Origin of the sequence: Sulfitobacter sp. SK012, assembly GCF_003352085.1 — a bacterium.
GTDB lineage: Bacteria > Pseudomonadota > Alphaproteobacteria > Rhodobacterales > Rhodobacteraceae > Sulfitobacter.
Window position 1 is genome coordinate 3,270,835 of record NZ_CP025804.1, and the last position, 21,862, is coordinate 3,292,696.

General features: G+C 57.4%; 17 protein-coding genes. 4 read left to right on the forward strand and 13 right to left on the reverse strand.

What is annotated here, in order from left to right; translation table 11 throughout:
- The first annotated feature begins 275 nt into the window (after positions 1–275).
- On the forward strand, positions 276–1,193 hold the full coding sequence (locus tag C1J03_RS15945; protein ID WP_114887489.1) for a DMT family transporter: 918 nt from the start codon (positions 276–278) through the stop codon (positions 1,191–1,193).
- 48 nt (positions 1,194–1,241) lie between these two features.
- Here C1J03_RS15945 and glmM read toward each other — a convergent pair whose 3' ends face one another.
- The 8 genes from glmM to C1J03_RS15985 form a co-directional block, all read right to left on the reverse strand.
- Positions 1,242–2,588, reverse strand: a complete 1,347-nt coding sequence (glmM, locus tag C1J03_RS15950) for a phosphoglucosamine mutase (protein ID WP_114887490.1) — start codon at positions 2,586–2,588, stop codon at positions 1,242–1,244.
- A complete protein-coding gene (gene folP / locus C1J03_RS15955) occupies positions 2,588–3,604 on the reverse strand; it encodes a dihydropteroate synthase (protein WP_114887491.1) in 1,017 nt (338 codons plus the stop codon). Before folP ends, glmM begins: the two co-directional genes overlap by 1 nt.
- Before the next feature lies 1 nt (position 3,605).
- A complete protein-coding gene (locus tag C1J03_RS15960; RefSeq protein WP_114887492.1) occupies positions 3,606–4,532 on the reverse strand; it encodes a dihydroneopterin aldolase in 927 nt (308 codons plus the stop codon).
- Positions 4,533–4,626: 94 nt separating this feature from the next.
- On the reverse strand, positions 4,627–5,283 hold the full coding sequence (locus tag C1J03_RS15965; RefSeq protein ID WP_254694070.1) for a cell wall hydrolase: 657 nt from the start codon (positions 5,281–5,283) through the stop codon (positions 4,627–4,629).
- A 131-nt stretch (positions 5,284–5,414) separates the two neighbouring features.
- Positions 5,415–7,952 (reverse strand): putative PEP-binding protein, encoded by a 2,538-nt coding sequence (locus tag C1J03_RS15970; RefSeq protein WP_114887494.1) that lies wholly within the window; start codon positions 7,950–7,952, stop codon positions 5,415–5,417.
- Between the two features lie 225 nt (positions 7,953–8,177).
- The gene (glyS, locus tag C1J03_RS15975) at positions 8,178–10,517 is read right to left on the reverse strand and encodes a glycine--tRNA ligase subunit beta (protein ID WP_114887495.1); all 2,340 of its coding nucleotides are present in this window, start codon (positions 10,515–10,517) and stop codon (positions 8,178–8,180) included.
- Between the two features lie 95 nt (positions 10,518–10,612).
- Complete coding sequence (locus tag C1J03_RS15980) at positions 10,613–11,134, reverse strand: DUF6446 family protein (protein ID WP_114887496.1); 522 nt, start codon at positions 11,132–11,134, stop codon at positions 10,613–10,615.
- A complete protein-coding gene (locus C1J03_RS15985) occupies positions 11,131–12,060 on the reverse strand; it encodes a glycine--tRNA ligase subunit alpha (RefSeq protein ID WP_114887497.1) in 930 nt (309 codons plus the stop codon). Before C1J03_RS15985 ends, C1J03_RS15980 begins: the two co-directional genes overlap by 4 nt.
- Positions 12,061–12,228: 168 nt before the next feature.
- On the opposite strand from C1J03_RS15985, the gene C1J03_RS15990 reads away from it, so the two are divergent.
- Entirely contained in the window at positions 12,229–13,986 is a 1,758-nt protein-coding gene (locus C1J03_RS15990; RefSeq protein WP_254694071.1) for a serine protease, read from the forward strand.
- Here the strand turns inward: C1J03_RS15990 and C1J03_RS15995 are convergent, their stop codons facing one another.
- The 5 genes from C1J03_RS15995 to metZ form a co-directional block, all read right to left on the reverse strand.
- Positions 13,987–15,582 carry a thiamine pyrophosphate-binding protein gene (locus C1J03_RS15995; RefSeq protein ID WP_114887499.1) on the reverse strand — a complete coding sequence of 532 codons (1,596 nt, stop codon included), beginning with the start codon at positions 15,580–15,582 and terminating at the stop codon, positions 13,987–13,989.
- Positions 15,582–17,030, reverse strand: coding sequence for a TrkH family potassium uptake protein (locus C1J03_RS16000; RefSeq protein ID WP_114887500.1), 1,449 nt, complete (start codon positions 17,028–17,030; stop codon positions 15,582–15,584). The genes C1J03_RS15995 and C1J03_RS16000 overlap by 1 nt, the downstream gene beginning before the upstream one ends.
- A gap of 139 nt (positions 17,031–17,169) precedes the next feature.
- A complete protein-coding gene (locus C1J03_RS16005; protein ID WP_114887501.1) occupies positions 17,170–17,412 on the reverse strand; it encodes a hypothetical protein in 243 nt (80 codons plus the stop codon).
- Positions 17,413–17,550: 138 nt separating this feature from the next.
- A complete protein-coding gene (gene folE2 / locus C1J03_RS16010) occupies positions 17,551–18,645 on the reverse strand; it encodes a GTP cyclohydrolase FolE2 (RefSeq protein ID WP_114887502.1) in 1,095 nt (364 codons plus the stop codon).
- 74 nt (positions 18,646–18,719) lie between these two features.
- Positions 18,720–19,904 carry an O-succinylhomoserine sulfhydrylase gene (gene metZ, locus C1J03_RS16015; protein WP_114889037.1) on the reverse strand — a complete coding sequence of 395 codons (1,185 nt, stop codon included), beginning with the start codon at positions 19,902–19,904 and terminating at the stop codon, positions 18,720–18,722.
- 296 nt (positions 19,905–20,200) lie between these two features.
- On the opposite strand from metZ, the gene C1J03_RS16020 reads away from it, so the two are divergent.
- Both C1J03_RS16020 and C1J03_RS16025 read left to right on the forward strand, forming a co-directional pair.
- On the forward strand, positions 20,201–21,145 hold the full coding sequence (locus C1J03_RS16020; RefSeq protein ID WP_162798567.1) for an alpha/beta hydrolase: 945 nt from the start codon (positions 20,201–20,203) through the stop codon (positions 21,143–21,145).
- The gene (locus C1J03_RS16025; RefSeq protein WP_114887504.1) at positions 21,129–21,830 is read left to right on the forward strand and encodes a glutathione S-transferase N-terminal domain-containing protein; all 702 of its coding nucleotides are present in this window, start codon (positions 21,129–21,131) and stop codon (positions 21,828–21,830) included. The genes C1J03_RS16020 and C1J03_RS16025 overlap by 17 nt, the downstream gene beginning before the upstream one ends.
- Positions 21,831–21,862: the final 32 nt, after the last annotated feature.

Here is a 21,862-nt window from a genome sequence, read left to right on the forward strand (position 1 = left end):
GCGCGTTGCAATCAGTTGCCTACCCTTTCATTTATGTTCGTTGATCTGCATTCGCCATTAGGGTTTCGAATGCTAGGGCTTCCGCATGCAAACGCTACGCTTTTGTTTTAAAACAATTTATTGACATCCTTTATTCAAACGAACTTGCACCCCGCAGTAGCGGTTGCACCACGCCAGATGCGCCGCAGGGCATGCTTCGCCCCGCGACGAAGCTTTGCGCCTTGACCCGCCCCCCAACGACAGGCCACGTGGCCGCCTAGCCACAAGGAATAATCATGACCGACAGCCCCACCATCACACCGCTTAGTTGGCTCATGGTCGCGATCCTTGGCCTGACTTGGGGCGGTACATTTATGGTGACCGAAATCGCTCTGACGGGCATGACCCCCTTTTGGCTGGCGGCATCGCGTATCGTTCTGGCATCTTTCGTTCTGTGTGCAGTCTGGGCTGCACGGGGCTTTGCGCTTTTTGAAGAACAGCCCTCGAATGCGCAATTGGGCGTTCTGGTATTCATTGGGTTGGGCAGTTCTGCGGTTCCGTTCGCATTGCTTGCGTGGGGACAGCAATATGTCAGTTCAGGCTTTGCGGGCGTTTCCATGGCTTCGGTCGCGCTTATCGTGCTGCCATTGGCCCATTTTATGGTGCCCGGAGAACGGCTGAACACACGCAAAATCGTTGGGTTCGTTATCGGTTTTGTTGGCGTCTGCGTCTTGATTGGGGGTCAAGCGTTTGAAAGCAGCGGCACAGCGCTTGAGGGTCCCGGCCGCATTGCCTGCGTCGGCGCGGCCAGCTGTTACGCAATCAGCTCGATCCTGCTGAAACGTTTGCCGTCCGTCGATCCGATTGGCCTTGCCTCGGTTCTGCTGATCATTGGTGCTTTCCTTGCTGTTCCAATGGCATGGCTGATTGAGGGGCCCCCTGTCCTGCCCGAAACGGATATTCTGCTGGTGCTGGCCTTTCTTGGCATTGTTCCCACGGCCGCCGCCAATTTTCTACGCGTCTTGGTCGTGCGCAGTGCAGGCCCGGTTTTCATGAGCCTGGTGAATTACCAAGTGCCGGTTTGGTCCGTGGTTTTGGGTGCGCTCATCTTGGGCGAACCGCTGCCGTCATCTTTGCTGCTGGCAATGGGGTTGATCTTGTTCGGCGTTGGCATCAGTCAATACGGCGCGCTCCGCCGACTCTTCAGGCTGTAGCGTCTGTTTTTCAACGCTCTGAAATCACCGCTACAACAAAACTTTAGGTCAGCTAGAAACCGAAGCTTCCACCGCAGCGACCACACTATCCACCGCACGCTCCATCAGGCCTGCATCTTCATGCTCGGCCATCACACGAACCAACGGTTCAGTGCCCGACTTGCGGATTAAAAGCCTGCCTTTACCGGCCAGATCGGCCTCGGCTTGGGCAATCGCGGCCTGCACCCCGGATGTATCTAAGGGGGTTTGACCCTCGCCAAACCGCACATTCTTCAAGAGCTGTGGCACAGGTTCAAACTGATGCAACAGCTCTGACGCAGGGCGGTTCGCACGCAACATCTCAGCCAGAAACTGCAATCCTGCCATCAGCCCGTCACCAGTGGTCGCGTAATCCGTCATCACAATGTGACCGGATTGTTCGCCGCCAAGGTTAAAGCCCCCTTCGCGCATACGCTCAACAACATAGCGGTCGCCGACACCCGTACGCTCCAGCCCCACGCCACGCCCTTGGAGAAAATGCTCAAGCCCCAGATTACTCATCACTGTCGCAACCAAAGCGTTGCCCTTGAGGCGTTTTTCCTCGGCCCACCGTGCCGCCATCAAAGCCATAAACTGATCGCCGTCGCCGACATTGCCCTTCTCATCCAGCAAAATCACCCGGTCCGCATCGCCGTCCAAACAAATGCCAACATCCGCGCCATGCGCGACAACGGCCTCAGCGGCGGTGGTTGGATGGGTAGACCCGCAGTCCGCATTGATATTGTGGCCGTTGGGACTGACACCAATTGGGATCACGGTCGCGCCCAATTCCCAAAGGGCCATCGGGGCGACATGGTGCGCGGCACCATTGGCGCAATCGATCACGACCTTCAGTCCATCCAGTTTCATTTGACGCGGGAAGCTCGATTTCACCCGCTCAACATAGCGAAAACGGCTATCATCAATGCGTTTGGCGCGGCCAATATCTGCGGCGGCGGTGGCCTCTACCCCTTCGGCAACCAGTGCCTCAATCTCGGCCTCTGCCTGATCGCTCAGCTTGAAACCATCAGGCCCAAAGAATTTGATGCCATTGTCTTGTGCAGGGTTGTGACTGGCCGAGATCATCACGCCCAGATCCGCCCGCATTGAACGGGTCAGCAGGCCCACCGCAGGTGTCGGCACAGGCCCCAGCAACAGAACATTCATGCCGGTCGACGTCAGCCCAGCGGTCAGCGCGTTCTCAAACATATAGCCCGACAAACGCGTATCCTTGCCGATGACCACGCGGTGCACACTTGATCCGTCCCGGCGGAAATAGCGACCAACCGCAGCCCCGATGCGCAACGCCATTTCGGCTGTCATCGGATGAATATTCGCCGTGCCGCGCACACCGTCGGTTCCAAATAATTTTGTCATTAAACGCGTCCCTTAATACTCGCCTGCCACAATGAAATTGCCTGTTTTGTCTGTCCTACATCATGCACGCGGACAAACTGTACACCCTGACTAATTCCAGCAAGTGCGACAGCAATTGATCCCGGCGCACGCTGATCTGCTACCTCCGCTCCACTAATAGTACCAATGAAGCGTTTACGCGAGGCCCCCAGCAATAGCGGCACACCGAGGCTGTGATAAAGGCTTAGTCGAGCCAGAAGAGTAAGATTGTGGGCCTGCGTCTTGCCAAACCCAATGCCGGGATCCGCGACGATCAATGAGCGGGCAACACCTGCGTCTTCTAGCACAGCGATCTGGCCTTCCAGAAAGTCATAAACGTCCAGCAATACGTCACCGTACTGTGGGTCTTTTTGCATCGTAGCGGGGTCACCATGGGCGTGCATCACACAAACCGGGGCACCCGAACGGGCAGCCAAGCTGGCAAGCTCCGCGTCATAGGTAAATCCAGAGACATCGTTGATCAGGTTGGCTCCAGCATCGAGTGCAGCTTGCGCAGCGGTCGCCTTGCGCGTGTCGATTGAAATCCCGGCCTTTGTTCCCGCCGCGCGCAGTTCAGCAATAATCGGAGCCGTCCGCCGGATTTCTACATCCGGATCGACGGTTTCCGCCCCCGGACGGGTGGATTCGCCACCCACATCAATCATGTCTGCACCCGCTTCAAGCATCGCGAGCGCACCTGCGACTGCACGTTCGGCCCCTTCGTGTTGGCCGCCGTCCGAAAAGCTGTCTGGCGTCGTATTGAGAATACCCATAATGCGCGGACGCTCTAATGATAGCCCCGCAATTGGGCCGCGCGGCGCAGTTAACTGGGCAAGTTCTTTGGGATCCAGCGTATCGGCAGCGACAATCTCTGGCGCGGCATCGCGGCGCAAAAGTTCAACATGTGTAAACCAGCCCCACCCGCCGCCAAGGGTCTGCGCATCCGAGGGACGCGACACATCAACTTGAACAATCGGGCGAACATAAACCCGGTCCATGTTAAAGCTGCTCGCTGTCCACGGACGCTGCGCGCTGGGGAACGGACCCCTCGGTAGGCAACTCCGCGCCGACGACAAGCATTTCGAACGCATCAAACATCGAGGCGAACCACGCGGCCAGCGCGACAGCATCGCGCGGTTGAACCGAAGGTGTGTCGACGCTGTCGAGTACCACTTTGGATGGGGCCAAGACGCAGGTTTGGCCATTCTTCATGGCCCAGTCGAGTTCGGTGCGGGTTTCAACCACGACGCAGCGGTCGTCGCGCGCCGCCAGCACCCACGCGTTTTGTTCAATCGCGAGCAGATCAATTCGGCGCTGTGCCATTTTGTGAGACAACTGCGGCGCAGGCGCATTTGGTGCCCCAACACATAAAATAAGCGGGCGGCCAAGCGCCTCTAACTGGTCGAGCCATCCTTTGAGATAAGGCGACGCAATTGCTGCATTGCTAAGATAAACAAGTTCAGGATGCAGCACATCGCTTTCAACGATTTCGGCTTCCGGGGCTCCATCATTGGCGCGCACAATCTCAACTCCCAAGGCACCGGGACCGCGGTCCAGCTTTTCGATGCGCACAAAAACGCGCTTTGCTTGAGGCTCACGCAAAATGCGATCAGCGACGCGTTCAGCCAGCGTTTCCAATAGGTTGAGACGTTCATCGGCCAACTCATTTGCGATAGCTTCCGTCACCCGATCATAACTCAGGATGCGGTCAACGTCATCATCGATGGGTCCAGTCAAAGGCTGCACTTCAACCACGACATTGAAGCAGATGCGCTGACGCACACCGCGCTCAGCCTGAAACGCCCCGATTTCGACGTCCACCGTGTGGTCGCGCAGGGATATCCGGTCAAGCGGTGTGGCCGTATCGGCTGTTGCCTCAGCCCGCTCAGAGGGGTGGGCAAAGGCGAGGCGTGTATCAGAAGTCATGGGTGCTGCTCTTAGATCGTGCAAAGAAGGGTGCAGCCTACACTGCCCGGGCTTCTTAACAGCACCAAACCCGCCTCGCCAGAGGTGGATTGCGTCAGTTGCTGGCTGAACGCTGGTTCCGGCGGTAAAAATAGTGAACGCCAATCTGCGTGGTGCGGTGAAAAACGCGCGACCAGCTCGGACGTACGGCAGTTGTATGGTAAAAAGTCGCGCCATCGGTCAGCTCTGGCGTTTCGCCATCGAGTACCGCACGCGCCACTTTACTCACACGCACGTAAGCTTTGGGTTCATGGATCACTTCGGAATGACCATCGCAGGTATAAGTGAACTGGCAGGCGTATTTGCGCCCCGTGCCTTGGCTGATGACAGCGCAAAACGACCCTGGAAAGCGTGATGATTCCACACGGTTGCGGATCACTTCGGCCACGGCAAATTGCCCTTTGACAGACTCGCCGCGCGCTTCAAAATAGAGAGCTTCGGAAAGGCAGCGCCACTGTTCTGATCCGCTTGCCTTGGGTTGGCTATCAACCCACTTGCGGGAATACGATACGCTGCCGGATGTTTTGGCCGCAGACTGTGGTTCAACCAATTCTTTGAGCCGATCAGATGCTACGCCAGTCAAGCCAAGCGTCTCAACACGTGCAAGATCTTCGGCCACATTAGGGTTTGCCATTACAGCAGACGTCATTAATCCAGAAATAGAAAGCGCCGCTGCAACGTGCTTAATAGATAGAATATTACTTAATCGCATGTTGCCCCCCCGGGTGTAATTTCACTTAAGGGGCGCTTAGCTAGAATGAACTTGAGCGTAAAGGCCGAGGGCCTCAAGTTACGCGGATTACCGCCCACGCAATCAAGCGTTAGCGGTCGGCTTTTTTTTGCCTACCCGATCTTGTGAGAAATCGCCAATTGGGCGGCCGCGAGGCGTGCAACCGGTACGCGAAACGGTGAACAGGATACATAATCGATGCCAACTTCGCGGCAAAAAGCAATCGATTCGGGGTTGCCACCATGCTCTCCGCAAACAGAAAGCGTAACCCCTGGTTGAGCCATACGCCCCCGTTCTGCCCCTAATTTTAACAATTCTCCGACCCCATCGGTGTCGAGTGTGTGAAACGGATCTTCGGCAAAAACGCCCTGTTGAACGTAGTCGGACATAAAGCGTCCAGCATCGTCTCGCGACAACCCGTACGTCATTTGCGTAAGATCGTTGGTCCCAAAGCTTAGGAACGCGCAATGCGGTGCAATTTCGGCGGCGCGCAGGGCGGCACGTGGGGTTTCGACCATCACACCCAGGCGGAAACTGAACTCCGCACCGCGTTCCGTGCGTACGGCTGCGGCAACCGTATCAATTGCGGTCTTAACCAATTCAACTTCACGGCGAGCGGACACGAGGGGGATCATAATCTCGGGAACGATCGGCTCCCCGCCTTCGCTGGCTTCGACGGTCGCCTCAAAAATTGCGCGTGCCTGCATCTCGTAGATCTCGGGCACCGTGACACCAAGGCGCACACCGCGCAGGCCCAGCATGGGGTTATATTCCCGCATCGCTTCAATCCGGCGCGTCACATCCGAGAGCGGCAAGCCCAATGCATCGGCCAACTCGCGGTGACCGGGTTTATCGGCAGGCAAAAATTCATGCAAAGGCGGATCAAAAAGACGGATGCTGACGGTCCGGCCTTCCATGATGCGAAACAGTTGCGTGAAGTCATCGCGCTGCATCGGCAAGAGCCGCTCAAGCACTGCGCGGCGATCTTCGCCCGTTTCGGCAAAGATCATCTCGCGCATGACCGTCAAACGGCCAGCGTCAAAGAACATATGCTCGGTGCGGCAGAGCCCAATGCCGTCGGCGTTGAAATTTCGGGCCGTTTGCGCATCCGCAGGTGTATCGGCATTGGCGCGCACTCCGATGTCCGCGACATCTTCGGCCCAAGACAGCAGCCGGCGGAACGTGTCATCAAGTGCTGCTTCTTGCATGGCGGCGGCGCCGGCAAGGATTTGGCCCGTTGACCCATCCACCGTAATCTCATCGCCGGCCTTAAACACCCGGCCGTCCTTGGAAGTGATCGTTTGTTTGCTCAGATTGTAGGTCATATCGGACGCCCCGACAACGCAGGGCAGACCGATGCCGCGCCCAATGACGGCCGCATGGCTGGTGATGCCACCGCGTTCAGTCAGGACCGCGTTGGCCGCGTGCATTCCGCGCACATCCTCCGAGGAGGTTTCGCGCCGAACGAGGATGCAGGGTTCTTCACGCGATGCACTGGCTTGCGCCTCAGCCGAGGAAAACACGATGCGCCCTGTCGCGGCGCCGGGGCTGGCTGCAATGCCCATACCAATAATATCGCGGGTCGCTGACGGATCGATCTGGCGGTGCAAGAGTTCTGTCAGCAGACGCGGTTGCACGCGCATAAGCGCTTCTTCGCGGCTGATTATCCCTTCGTCGGCAAGGGCCACGGCAATGCGAACTGCAGCGCGCGAAGACCGAGAGACGCGCACGCCGTCAAGGATGTGGAGGTTTCCGTCATCAATGGCGAACTCGACCTGCATCTCTGCGCGCAAGCGGATCCGCATAAGCGATGCGTGGGCTTTCAGTTGGTCGAATGCTTCGGGTGCCAATTCCTCCAGCGAGGGGCCGCGCGGATCTCGGGTCAGATAGATCGCTGCGGTATCGCCGCCTAACGCGTCGCGGCCTTGGCTTTGACTTAGGTAACGGCCTGTGACCTGCGGCGCACCTGTACCGCTGTTGACCAACTGAAGCACACCAGAGCCGCATTGCCCGGCACCAACCCCAAAGATCATTTGTTGCACCACTAGGCCCAGCCCAGCGTCGGCGGGTGCACCTTTGGCCTGGCGCAGCAAGCGGGCCGATGTACCTTCCCATGCGCGCGCCATGGACCGTAGAACAGCATCGAGCTGGATAGTGGGGTCCTGGGGGAATTTCTCTTCTGTTTCAGCCTCATAGGCGCGCAGAGAGGCCTCAAGCGCGTCACGGCCTTCGCCCTCAACATCGTCGAACATATCCGGGTCCAACCGTGCGACATTGATCGCATAGCCTTGGACAAAGCGGGTATAGAGCGACGATGCTGGCTCTTCTCCCATGGTTTTGCAGAACTCTTCGAACCGCGCATCATTCATGCCGATATTTAGAACAGCACCAGGGCCACCCCAATCGGGATCTTGGCTAGAGGGACGTACACATAAGAGCGCACCGCCAGAAAACTGCCCAACAACTGCAGACAAATCAGGCACCGTGCCATGGGCAATTTTACGCACAGTTTCGAAGGACAACGCGATGGTACGCGGGACCGGCAGTTCCAACCGGACAAGCCGTTGCAAGCATTTTGCCCGCCCGCCGTGGGTATCGTTGGCGATGGGTGCGGTGGCGGTAACCAGCGTGGTGTCGGGATTATTCTGCACTGCGGCGTCCTTTGGAACTTTGGGCGAGCATAGGCGAGATGCGGGGTGAGGCAAGAGAATGTGGGCCGCTGTGCGGTGAAACTGCCAAAAGAGGGTTAACGGCGTTATTTTGCTGGGGAAGTGAGCTGTGCCATCCGTGCACAGGGCGTGCACAACCTGTGCACCGTTTGTATGCACATAGGGGTCGGTTGAAGCAACTTAACAGCCCGTGCGGATGAAGGGGTGCTACCCTTCGATCCGGGTAAGATCAGCGACGGAGGTGCAAATGCTGCGGATGCGAGACAGCAGGTTCAACCGATTGCGCCGCACAGTACCGTTGTCTGAATTGACCTGCACCGCATCAAAGAACGCGTCGATGGGACCGCGCAAGGACGCCATGGCGGACATCGCTGTGGTGAAGTCTTGGGCATCCATCGCCGGTTTGATCTGTGCTTCGGCGGTGTCGAGGGCAGCGAACAGACTGCGTTCCTCATCCACTTCGGCGAATTTGACATCGGCACCGTAGGAATATTCGACGCCGTCTTTGGCCTCTTCTGCGGTGAGGATGTTGTTGGCGCGTTTGAAGCCTTGGATTAGGTTTTCGCCGTCGTCGGTTTTGAGCGTGTCCGAGAGGGCGCGCGCGCGTTTGACGAGGAGGGTCAGGTCGTCGTTTTGCGGCATAGCAATGCAGGCGTCGATGATGTCGTGACGGATGCCTTGGTCCTTGAGGTAGACTTTTAGGCGGTCGTGGAGGAAGGAGAGGAGGTCGGCGGCAAGTAAATCTGGACGGATCATTTCCGCACCATGATCCAGATGGTCACCGCTTGAATCTACATCAGACTTCCAAGCAATGTGATGCTTCTTAACGATCTCCAAACAACCAAGGAAATTATGCGGAATTTTTGTGTCGGGGTCGAAACCATCATTCACCATTTCTTCGGATGGCGAAAATTCGAAAGTGCTCCATTCTTCCACGTCTGTATCATCGCCTTCGTTATTGAGTTCATAGAAGGAAAGATAAGCAAGCTTGCCTGCCAACGCGAGGTTAGCAAATATGTAATGAGTACCTCTCTTCAGCTCCTCTAAGATCGGGGCTCTATGGTCATTCTCTACCAATATCCGAATGACACCCAATGCCGCCCTACGCAGCGCAAAGGGGTCTTTGCTCCCGGTTGGCTTTTCGTCGATTGCCCAGAAACCGGTTAGTTTGTCGATCTTTTCGGCGAGCGACACTGCAACGGAAACGGGTGCTATCGGCACGTCGTCTGACGGGCCAAGTGGTGCGTAGTGTTCTTTGGCAGCGGCGGCGATTGCGTCTGAGTGGCCTGCGGCGCGGGCGTAGTAGCTGCCCATGAGGCCTTGGAGTTCGGGGAATTCATAGACCATTTCGGAGCTGAGGTCGGCTTTGGCCAAACGGGCGGCTGTTTCAGCCTCGTCGGGGTCGCCACCGACCATGGGAGCCAGTTCGCGGGCGAGGATGGCCATGCGTTCGATCAACTCGGCTTGGGTGCCCAGTTTGTTGTGGAAGGTGACGTTTTCGAGGGCTTTGACCCAAGTTGCCATGCCTGTTTCGGATTTGGCCACGCGCAGATCGTTTTCCCAAAAGAACTTCGCATCCGCGAGGCGCGCGCTGAGCACTTTTTCATTGCCCGCCAAAATCGTGGCCCCTTGGTCGGCAGTTTCACGGTTGGCGACGGTGATGAAACGCTCGATCCGGCCAGTTTTTGGATTGCGGACGGAGAAGAATTTCTGGTGTTCTTTCATGGAGGTTTGCAAAACCTCGGGCGGCAGATCAAGGAAGGCTTCGCCGATCCGACCCATCAGGACGACAGGCCATTCAACAAGGCCCGCGACTTCGGCGAGCAGGCCCGCGTCTTCGACAACTTCAAGACCAGAGGCAAAGGCCACATTGGTCGCATCATGCCAGATCGTGTCGCGGCGCGTGTTGGCGTCCAGCACGACATTGGCGCGATTGAGCTTGGTTGTGTAGTCATCAAAGCCGCTGACGGTGATTGCGTCAGGCGCATGAAAGCGGTGGCCGTATGTGGTGGCCCCTGCCTCAATCCCGTCGATGTTGAGGGGGACAATTTCGGGGCCGTCTTCGGCGCTGATGATGCAAAGGATGGAATGCAGCGGGCGGACCCATTTGAGGGTTCCGTTGCCCCAGCGCATGGATTTGGCCCAAGGGAAATTGCGAATTGTGTGTTCCAGCACTTCGGCCACGATGTCAGCCGCAGGGCGGCCCGGCTTTTCGATACGCGCAAACAGCACGGGCCCTTTGGGGGTGTCGCGTTCTTCGAGTTGGTCGCGGGTTAGGCCTGCGCCGCGCAAGAACCCCTCGATGGCTTTTTCAGGGGCATCGGCGCGCGGACCTTTGCGTTCCTCTGAGCGCGCGGGGCTGCTGGCCAGCATGTCTTCGACCGTGAGCGTCAAGCGCCGCGGGGTCGCGAAACCAGCGGCGGAGGCATAGGTGATCCCGGCCTCAACCAGACCGTCTGTGACCAGTTTTTTCAGGTCACCAGCGGCGCGCGCTTGCATCCGGGCAGGGATTTCTTCGGAGAAAAGCTCGATCAACAGGTCAGGCACGGGCGGTATCCCTTTGGGGTTTTGCAATGGTGAATTGTGGATAGCGGGGCAGTGACGCGAGGTCCAGCCCTGCCCCATGAGTGGGCAGGTTGGGGTTAGTTGGTGGGCAGATCTGGGCAGACTTCGCCGGTGATAGTGCCGTCATAGGCTTTGGCACCGCAATCGTTAAGTTCGTGCCACGCATAGCCACGCCCGTCGGATGTAATTGCCACAATGCGGTCGACGCCGAAATGCACGTTCTTTTGTGCAAGAAACGCGAGGGCGGTGCCGGCTTCAAGTTCGGCACCGATGGCGGCAGCATCAAAACAATCAAACCAGCCGGGGCCATTGCGCGGCTCTGCTCCATCGACCAGCGCGTAGCTTTCGCTGAGCAGGGCCAAGCTGTGCAATGTCGTGAAGCACGCGCGGTAGCGGATGGGAGAGCTGTCCGCGTCGATGGCTTGGAAAGCGTCAAAGGGGATGGCTTCGGGTTGATTGGTGACAACAGAGACAAGTTCGACGCCGTCTGCGGGTGCTGAGACCTCTTGGTAGAAGCCGTAGACTTGGGCGTAATAGAGTGCTGCGCCCGCGATGAAAGCTGAAACCATGATGACGCTCCCGACAATTTTACCGTTCACGCGGCGTCCTCGGTCCAACCCGCAGCACGGGTTTGCACAAAGGCATCGGCGCACATCTTGGTCAGCGCCCGGACACGGCCAATGTAGGCTTGGCGTTCGGTGACGGAAATCACGCCGCGCGCGTCGAGCAGGTTAAAGATGTGGCTTGCTTTGATCGCTTGATCATAGGCCGGGTGGGCCATCACGATGCGCTTGCCGGTTTTGGGGTCTTGGTGTGGCTGTTCGATGATGGTGCGGCATTCGGCTTCGGCTTCTTCAAAATGGCGCAGAAGGACATCGGTGTTGGCCACGTCAAAGTTCCAGCGGGCGTATTCTTCTTCGGTTTGTTTGAAAACATCGCCGTAGGTCAACGGAATGGGTGAGCTAGGATCGTTATAGGGCATGTCCATCACATGATCCGCGCCGAGGATATACATCGCCAGACGCTCAAGGCCGTAGGTCAATTCCCCTGATACGGGATGACAATCATAGCCACCAACCTGCTGAAAATAAGTGAATTGGCTAACTTCCATGCCGTCGCACCAGACTTCCCAACCCAGACCCCAAGCGCCCAAGGTCGGGCTTTCCCAGTCGTCTTCGACAAAGCGGATGTCGTGGAGCGCCATATCAACGCCGATCGCCTCAAGTGAGCCAAGATACAGCGCTTGAAGGTCGGGGGGGCTCGGTTTGATCAGCACTTGGTATTGATAATAGTGCTGCAAACGGTTGGGGTTTTCGCCGTAACGCCCATCAGTGGGGCGGCGTGAAGGCTGGACGTAAGCTGCTGCCCATGGCTGCGTGCCGAGGCTTCGCAATGTGGTCGCGGGGTGGAAGGTCCCTGCCCCGACCTCCATGTCGTAGGGCTGCAAAATCGCGCAGCCGTGCCGGGCCCAATAAGCCTGCAGGCGCAGGATGATTTCCTGAAATGACCGGGGTGAATCTGACATGTTACGCGACCTTTGTTCTTGAGCGTCTTTCCTAGGGGTGCGGAGCCGTGTGGTCAATTGTCCTAATGGTCGCAAAAACGCGTGATGGCTTATGGTGTTCAGAGGGGTTTCCTGCTTATCTGCCGTCGATTATTTTGGATGAGAGCAGTATAAACGATGGTGCGGATAATGATGGCCTTTATGGCCGCAATTTTGGTCTGGAGTTTTGCAGGCGGCGTGCCTGCACGGGCGCAATCATCAAACGACATTGTCTGGGTCCAGATTGAAGCGCAGCCGACGCTGGCCCTCGCTACTGACCGCGCGCGCGCCTACACGACGCTGCTGCAAGACGTGAACGGTTTTGCGGTTGGCCGAGGCTGGTATGCCGTTGCCGTGGGCCCCTACCGTCGCGATGATGCCGAAATCGTTTTACGCAGTTATTTGCGCGACGGGTTGATCCCAAGTGACAGCTTTATTCAGTTTTCATCCGCATTTCGTCAGCAATTCTGGCCTATTGGCGCGAATGTACTGAACCTTGGCGCCGCCCCGATCCCTCAGACGGTGGAGCCAGACGTACAGCTTATCGCGCCAGAGCCGCCTGTTGTCATCCTTGAGCCTGAGCCCGCAGATGAGACGCCGTCACAAGCCCGGCGCAGCGAACGTTTGCTGACGCGCATCGAGCGGGAGCAATTGCAGATCGCGCTGAAATGGGCAGGGTTTTACACCGCGTCCATTGATGGGTCATTTGGACGTGGCACCCGTAATTCGATGGCCGATTGGCAGGCCGCCAATGCTTTTGAGCAAACCGGCATCCTGACAACGACGCAGCGGGCGATACTTATTGGTCAATATAATGCGGTGCTGGACGGTCTGGGTATGCAGACGGTGCGCAATGCCCAAGCGGGTATTGATGTGGTGATGCCCACAGAAGTGGTGAAATTCGCTGAAAATGAGCCGCCGTTTGTTCAGTATAACAGCGTGGACGGCAGTGCGGCACGGGTGCTTTTGATCAGCCAAGCGGGTGATCAGACCACACTCAACGGGCTTTATGAGATCATGCAAACGCTTGAGATTGTGCCACTGAATGGCCCGCGCAAGCGCAACCGGAACAGCTTCGAGATCATGGGTCAAAACGCCCGGATCGTAAGCCAAACGGACGTGACGCTGGAAAATGGTGAGATCAAAGGTTTTACGCTGATCTGGCCTTCGGGTGACGAGGACCGGCGGACCCGTGTGTTGGCTGAAATGCGCACCAGCTTTGCCCGCGCGCCCGGTGTGATGAATGCCGCTGCGGGTGGCGGCGCGCAGCAATCGGTTGATCTGGTTGCGGGGCTGGAAGTACGCAAACCCAAGCTGACGCGCTCTGGTTTTTTCGTAACGAAGGGCGGCGCGGTGGCGACGACCTCTGAGGCGGTACAAAGCTGTGGTCGGATCACGCTGGATACCGAAACCCAAGCTGAACTGATTGTGGATGATAAAGCGCGTGGTGTCGCATTGCTGAAACCCAGCAAATTGGTGGCCCCTATTGCTGTAGCAGCGCTGAGCGATGTGGCCCCGCGGCTGCAATCAGAGGTCGCGTTGGCGGGCTATAGCTATGGCGGGGTGCTGAGTGCGCCGTCGATGAGCTTTGGCAAAATCGCAGATATTCGCGGGCTGCAGGGTGAACTAGACCTGTCGCGGTTAGAGCTAAAATCGCTGCCTGGAGACATCGGTGGCCCGGTGCTGGACCAAGCAGGCGCGGTGATGGGGATGCTGATCCCCCACGCGAAGGACGGGCCGCAACTGCCTGAAGATGTGAGCTTTACCCTCGATGCGGCGATCGTCGCCGCGGTGGGACGTGATGCGGGGCTGAACCTGCCAGCGGGTGGGACCGGCGCTGCCCTGAGCCCCCTAAAGATTTCAGAACGCGCGACCGGCATGACTGTTTTGGTCAGTTGCTGGGAGTGATCACCCGGTGATGTCCGGCGTGATGTAGATCAGCGTCGGGCCGTCCGCGTCAAAGGCGGCCCGCACGGCATCTTGCATCTCGGCCAACGATTTGGGAGCGACGGCTTTGGCGCCAAAGGCCTCGGCGAGTTTGCAAAAATCAGGATTGTGAGCAATCACCGCATTAGGGGCGATCTGAGCTTGGATCATGCTGTCCTCGATCTCTTTGAGCTTGCCGTTGTCCCACAAAATGATCGGTAAACTCAGGCCCAGCTCAACCGCCACACCGAGTTCGGCCATGGTGTAGTGAAACCCATAATCCCCGATGATGGCCATGGTGGGTTGCCCGCGCCGGGCAACAGCCCCGCCAATCGCCGCAGGGGTCGCATAGCCCAACGTGCCAAAGCCGTAAGGATGGTGCCAATGGCCGGGGCGGTCCATATCCCAGACCTCTTTGGCGACATAGGCGATTTGGGTCATGTCTGAATAAATCATTGTGTCAGGCGGGGTCGCGGCGCGCAGGGCGTCGACGATGGGCACAATGCCGGGGCGCTCCACGATGGTCTCATTTCGCCATCTAGAGCGTTGCTCGACCACGTCCTGGGCAGACCAGTCTGACTTGCGTTGGGTTTGTCCAAGTTTGCCCGCAAGTGCGCTTAGAAACATGCCGGCGTCGGCTTTGATCCGGATCTCTGCATTTTGAGCGTCTGCGAAGACTTCGGGATCGATGTCGATGCGAACCAAGGGCGCGGTGTGGCCCAGATGGTCGCGCCACAGATCAACTTCGTCCAACGACGTTCCAACCGCGATCACCAGATCGGCCTGCCCGATGATTTCCGCGGATTCCGGGCGCGCGAGGTATGCCCCATAGTTCAGCGGGTAGTCCGCTGGGACGATGCCCCGCCCTGCATAGGTGCAAAACACGGCCGCCTCGGCGGGATAGATCACGTCTAGTGCTTCCGCAAAAGCGTCCGCCTCGGTGGCCCCTCCACCGAACACAAAAAGCGGGCGTTTGGCGGCGCGCAATAAGTCGGCAACTTCGTCTTCCCAATGCGGATGACTGCCCAGGTCAGGCCAAACGGGACGCGTTGGCGGCGCTGCATTTACGGAGGCTTCAAGCTGCGCGATGGGGACCTGAATGTGCTTGGGGCGCTGGCGCTGGCTTTGCATCTCAAGCAATGCGCGGTCAATCAGGGTGTAGGCGGCATCCGCAGTATGCGCAGTCTCCGACCAATCACAGACAGTGCCAGCGGCAATTTCTTGATCTTTCATCTGATGCAATTGGCCGCGCCGTGCCGCTGTTTCATCAAGACAAGACGAGATGACCAGCAAAGGAACGGAATCGCTATAGGCCTGTCCCATAGGGGTCATGATATTGCACAGCCCCGGCCCCGTGATCACATAGGCCACGCCCACTTTGCCTGTTGCGCGGGCATAGCCGTCCGCCATAAAGCCTGCACCTTGTTCGTGGCGCGCGAGGACGTGAGTGATACCAGCCTCTTCGATGCCGCGGTACATTTCTTGGTTGTGGACGCCCGGAATGCCAAAAATGACATCGACGCCACGGTCTTTGAGCATGTGGGAAATCTGCGCACCAAGAGGACGGGTTTGAGGCATTACGCTCTCCAGAATTTGAGGGTGAAGATCACATAGACGGCCATCAGTTCTAGCCTACCTATGAGCATTGAAGCGGTCAGTATCCACTTGGCGGTGTCATTGAGCGATGCAAAATTGCCCGCAGGACCGATAATGTCGCCAAGGCCTGGTCCAATATTGGCCAGCGAAGCAGCCGCCCCCGAAACGGAGGTGACAAAATCAAGGCCCGTCATGGACAACGCAACAGACACCAGCCCCAGCGTCACGACAAAAAACATGAAGAATGTAATCACCGAGGCCAGAACATCAGCGCCCACAGGTTTGCCATCGTAGCGCGGCGTGAAAATACCGTGGGGGGAGCGGATGCGCAAAAGTTGGGTACGAATGGAGGCGAGGAGGAGCTGGTAGCGGAAAATCTTGATCGAGCATGCAGTAGAACCCGCGCAGCCCCCGATCAGACCAATGAAAAAGAACAGCGCGACACAGAACGAGCCCCATTGCATATAATCCACAGAGGCATAGCCGGTGCCCGAGATGATCGAGGTCACGTTGAAAAGTGCTTCGCGGAAGGATTGTTCCCAATGCTGCGGAAGGACTTGCTGCAGGGACACAAAGATCATCAAAACCAGCACTGCAATTGTGAAAACAAAGCCGCGCACTTGCCGGTCGCGGTGCAAGGCCAATGGGTTGCCGTTGATCAGCTGAACATACCGCACGAATGGAAGGGCGGCGAGAATCATAAACGCGCTTGCGACGTATTCCATCGGACCCGAGAATGTAGCAAATGACGCGTCATAATTCGAAAACCCGCCGGTCGATATGGTCGTGAGCGCATGCACGGTGGCATCAAACATATCCATCCCAAGAGACAGATACGTCAGCGCGCAAACAAGCGTGAGCCAGACATAGATAACAGAGATTTGCGTGGCGATTTGCCCCGCGCGTGGGAGAATTTTGCCAAAGGTATCAAACGCTTCAGACTTAAAGATCTGCATGCCGCCAACGCGGAGTTCCGGCAAAAACACCATGGCGACAACGATGATACCGATGCCACCAAGCCATTGCAGGATGCCGCGCCAGATGAGCAGGCCTTTGGGCAGTTCGTCGAGACCTGAGAACACGGTGGCCCCAGTGGTCGTCATCCCCGACATCGCTTCGAACACGGCGTCAACGAGACGGGCTTCGGTAGCCCCAAGGATGAAAGGGAGTGCGCCGAACATCGGCAACATAACCCAAACGGCAGTGGTCAGTAGGAAGGTTTGTTGGATCGACAGCCCTTGTTTGACCCCATTAGCTGAGGCCAGGGCCATCATGCTGCCACCCAGGATCGTAATCAGGGCGCTCTCGAGGAAAACTGGCCAATGCGAACGGCCTTCGGCCAGATCGACCAGCAACGGAACGATCATTGCAAAGCCCAGCACGGCGACCAGCAGGCCGATCACATATCCAACGGGGCGCATGTCCAACATTAGCGAAGGGTTGGCCTTGCTTTGGTGTCATGTCAAGCGGTCACACCGCGCCTGCTTGGTACCTGAGCCAATCATGTGACAACTCAACAGCGGCGCGGTGTGGAATCTATCGCAACATCACCGTGGTATGCGGCAAGTATCAGTTGATGAAGCCACCGAAAGCATGCCGAACGATGTCGTCACGTTTGATGCCCAAACCGGCAAGTTCTGCGTCGGATTTGGCTTGCAAGCGCTGAACAATGCGAACGCGTTCTGCGCCTGTGGAGTTGATCATCATCGCGTGGCTTACTGTGCCAAAGAAGCTCATGATGGACGCGCCCATGTGTTTGGCGGTATCGGCGACAGAGGATGTAACTGCGGATGTGGAGTCATGGTAGGTCATTGTAATACCTTTGGAATTTCTTGTTGTGGGGTTTCTCTCCCCTGCCACCAAGATAGGGGCTGCTGCGCCGCAGCAAAACCCCCATATATGCATAGCCGCTGCCCGCGCCTTGCAAGTATCACCCGCTAAGCGGTGGGATTACCCAACGTGAAAGAGGGTATTAAACAGCTTGGGATCAAAGCTGGCTTGAGCGAAAGTCGGCCCTTCGGTCAAGACAGACACCGCATCATGGCTGTGCAGGCTTTCTTGATGGCTTGCGATGACCCGGAAATCGCTGATGCGTTCATCGGTCTGTAGCTGCTGGCAAAACAAACGCGCGGCATCTTCGACAAATATTGGGTTTGCGGCATTGAGTTCCGCAAAAGCCTGTTCGTCTTCGCGCTTGACCATAACTTGGGTCTCAGTGGGGACGGCCCGGCGACAGGCGTTGATCAGATCCTCAAACCATAGACAATTGTCGCAGTCCTCCATCAGCACGGAAACCCGCGCGACAGAGCGTTGGGAATGCGGCGTGGCCAGTTGGTTGCGGGTGGCACGGGCGTGCTCGGACAATTCCAACGAGCACGGACAGGTGCTGGAATAGACATAATCGAGGTGGATGATTTTCTGGCGCAAGCCATTGCTCTCCACCAGCTCAAGAGCGACGTCATAATACTGGTAGCCCGAGAGGCCAGAGCGCAGGCTTTCGATCTTCATCGGGAACGAAAAGCGCATTTGGATACGGGCGTCGATGCTTTCGAGATCAGCTTTGTAATCGTCGAGCGCTGCTTCGATCACCTCAAAGCTAAATGTCGCCTCGGCATGTTTGTAAAAGCTGCGCATGATACGCGACATGTTGATACCTTTTTTGTCGGCCTCAAGGCTGACGGTACCGGTCACGGAAGTCTCAAGTGTCAGATCATCGCCATCTAGCGAATGAAAGCGGATCGGCAGCCGGAAGTTCGAGATGCCAACATGCTGGATTTGCTGGCGCGCGCCCCGGATCAAACTGGCCGGGCCGTTCTGCAGATCGGGCAGCGTTGCCATGTAATTAGGGCCTGCGACGAAACCTTCTGGGTAGTTTCGGTCAAACTGGGGGTAGCCGTCAGCGCCGCCAAGGACGCGTGCGACAGTGGGATCAAGGGCTGCAATATCGCCGGAGCTGGCCGTGCTGGCCCAAGCGCGCAGAGTATTGAGCGCCGCTTCGGCGGCGTCGCGGTCGGGTGTCTCAGAAATTGGTGCTGCAATGTTCATGGTCAGGCCCCCCTTTGGACGTTTGCCTAATGTAATGTAGGGGGCCATGTTTTCCAACTATTATGACATTATTGTTAGCGGGCCCTCTCGAGCGCTTGTTTGACATCCGCAAGCAAGTCGTCGGCATCCTCAAGCCCCACAGAGATACGGATCAGCCCGTCCGTGATGCCAAGCGTGTCTTTCTGATCTTGTGGCAAGCGCTGATGAGTCGTCGTTGCGGGATGGGTCAGGATCGTTTTTGCGTCGCCCAAATTGTTCGAAATCAGACCGACTTCGATCGCATTCAAGAACGCAAAAGCCGCTGTTTTCCCGCCCTTTACGTCAAGGGATAGGACCGTACCCCCTGCCCCCATCTGGCGCTGAGTCAGAGCGTGCTGGGGGTGGTTGGGCAAGCCGGGATAAAGCACGGCGTTTAGACCCGCGTGCCCCTCGAGAGCTTCGGCGATCGTCAGTGTTGTGGCGGTTTGCGCACGAACACGCAGGCTCATGGTCTCTAAGCCTTTGAGCATGATCCACGCAGTGAAAGGGCTCATCGAGCCGCCGGTATGTTTCATGTAAGGCTCGACCGTGCCCCGGATGAAGTCGCGGGTGCCAAGGATCACCCCTCCCAAAGCGCGGCCTTGACCGTCAATATGTTTGGTGGCCGAGTAAATCACTACATCTGCGCCCTGTTCGATGGCACGTGAGTAAACCGGCGTGGCAAAGACGTTATCGACAACAACAAGTGCGCCATGGGCATGCGCGAGCTTGGAGACGCCTTCGATATCAACCACCTGCAAAGTGGGATTCGAAACGGATTCAAAGAACACCGCGTCGGTGTCTGGCGTGATGGCATCCGCCCAAGCGCCCAAATCGGTCCCATCCACAAAGGTCACGTTAACGCCGAAGCGGGTCAAAAAATCTTCGAGCACATATAGGCAGGACCCAAAAAGCGCGCGCGCCGCCACAACCCTGTCGCCAGCTTTAAGCATAGCGGTCAGCGCTCCGGACACTGCGGCCATGCCGGAGGCTGTGGCAAAGGCGTCTTCGGCCCCCTCAAGTGCTGCAATGCGCTCTTCGAACATGGCGATGGTTGGGTTGCCATAGCGGGCGTAAATGAATTCGTCTGGTCCGCTCTCTAGAAACCGGGCTTCGGCGTGTTCGGCGCTGTCATAGACAAAGCCCTGTGTGAGAAAAATGGCCTCGCTGACTTCGCCGTATTGGCTTCTGCGCGTGCCTGCATGCACGGCCTTGGTGCGTGGGTGCCACTTGTCGCTCATATCGTATCCTCTCCAGCCGCGCGGCTCTGCGCGCGACACAAAAAAACCCCAGACGCGGTCAAGCGAAAGGGGGTCCTTCATCCTGACCTTTTAGCAGTTTTGGCAGGTCTTACCCAACCGTGGCCCGCAATCCGGTAACAAATCGCCACATGCCTTTGGGTAGTGGATGGCTGTTGCAAGGTCAAGCGGGTGGATGTGAGATTGGGCGGCGGAACGCGGATGTAACAAATTATTCATCGCGGTGCCCTAGGCTCGGGACACAACTTGATCACATAATTTTGAAAAGAGGATCGGCCATGCCGCTGCTCCGGGTCAACGCAACCGCGTCTGGCATTGAGGTCCATCATGCCACGCACAGCCCTGCAGGGATTGGGGTGACTGCTGCGTTTGGGCGAATGGCACGCACCAAGGGGCCAGCGGTGATTATGGTTCACGGTTATCGGCATACGCCATTGGAACCAGCCCATTGTCCTCATGGCAGAATTTTTCGAGCCGCGCATTGGCCCGCTGAGCTGAAGTTGCTGGGGGACGCGGGTTTGGGGGTGGCCTTTGGCTGGCATGCGCGCGGCCCGCTGCGTCAGGTGCATACCGAAGCCGTGGCACGCGGCGCGGAGGTGGCGTCGCTTGTCCGTCTGCTGCGCAAACAATCACCCGGCCGGCCTGTCCACATCATAGCCCATTCGCTGGGTGCCACTGTTGCGCTGTCGGCGTTGCATCATTTGAAATCGAGTATGCTGGATCGGATGGTGTTGCTTTCAGGAGCGAGCCATCACTGTTTGGCACAAGCGGCTTTGGCGACCCCAGCTGGCCGAAGCTGCGACGTATTGAACCTGACCAGCCGTGAAAATGATCTTTTTGATTTTCTGTTTGAACGGCTGATCCCTGGCGACAGGGCTATTGGTCAGGGCATTGATGCGCCACGGGCGTTGACTGTTCAGATTGATTGCGCGTCAACGCTTGCTGCACTTGTTGGGCTTGGCTTTAATCTTGGCCCAACTTCGCGCCTGATCTGCCACCGGTCCGCCTACGCGCGCCCCGGCGTGATGGATTTGAACGCCGCGGCTCTTGGTCTGACTGGCGCGTTGTCTTTCGGCCAGCTACGCGCCGCGCTGCCCAAGCAATCTGACCGCCGATGGTCACGACTGATACCAAATTCGCCACTCCCCCTTGCCGCTGCCCTGAAAACGCGCATCATGCGCCAACATCGCAGCAAAGGTCCTGATCATGAGCACGCCTATTGACCACTATTTCTGGCCTACGCCGAATGGTTGGAAAACCTCTATCTGTCTCGAAGAGATGGCGTTGCCTTACACAACTCATCTGATCAACATTTCTCAGGGTGACCAATTTGCGCCTGCATTCCTAGAGATTTCACCTAACAACCGGATGCCCGCGATCACAGATCATGATGGGCCTGATGGCGCGCCGATTTCAATCTTTGAGAGCGGTGCGATCCTGCAATATCTTGCGCGTAAGACGGGCCAGTTTGGCGGCAATACCGAACGTGAACGCATCGCGGTGGATCAGTGGCTGATGTGGCAAATGGGTGGCCTTGGCCCGATGGCTGGTCAGGCGCATCATTTCCTCAAATATGCGCCTGTGATGGATCCACCCAACGACCTGCCCTATGCCAAGGACCGTTACCGCAAGGAGGTTGCGCGGCTTTATGGCGTGCTGGACAAGCAGTTGTTAAACCACGAGTTTGTCGCAGGTGACTTTGTTTCGATTGCAGATTTCTCGATCTGGGGTTGGGCTTCTTTATGGGAAGGTCAGCAACAGACACTTGATGACAAACCCAATATGGCGCGTTGGTTAGACCTTATGGCCGCCCGTCCCGGCGTTCAAAAAGGCCGGGCGCTGCATGCCGAAAAACGCAGTGATATTGCAAAGGATAAAAGCGGGCACAGCACTCTGTTCAAGCGCTAAGCCCTTAATCTATCTTGATAAAGCCGAAGAAG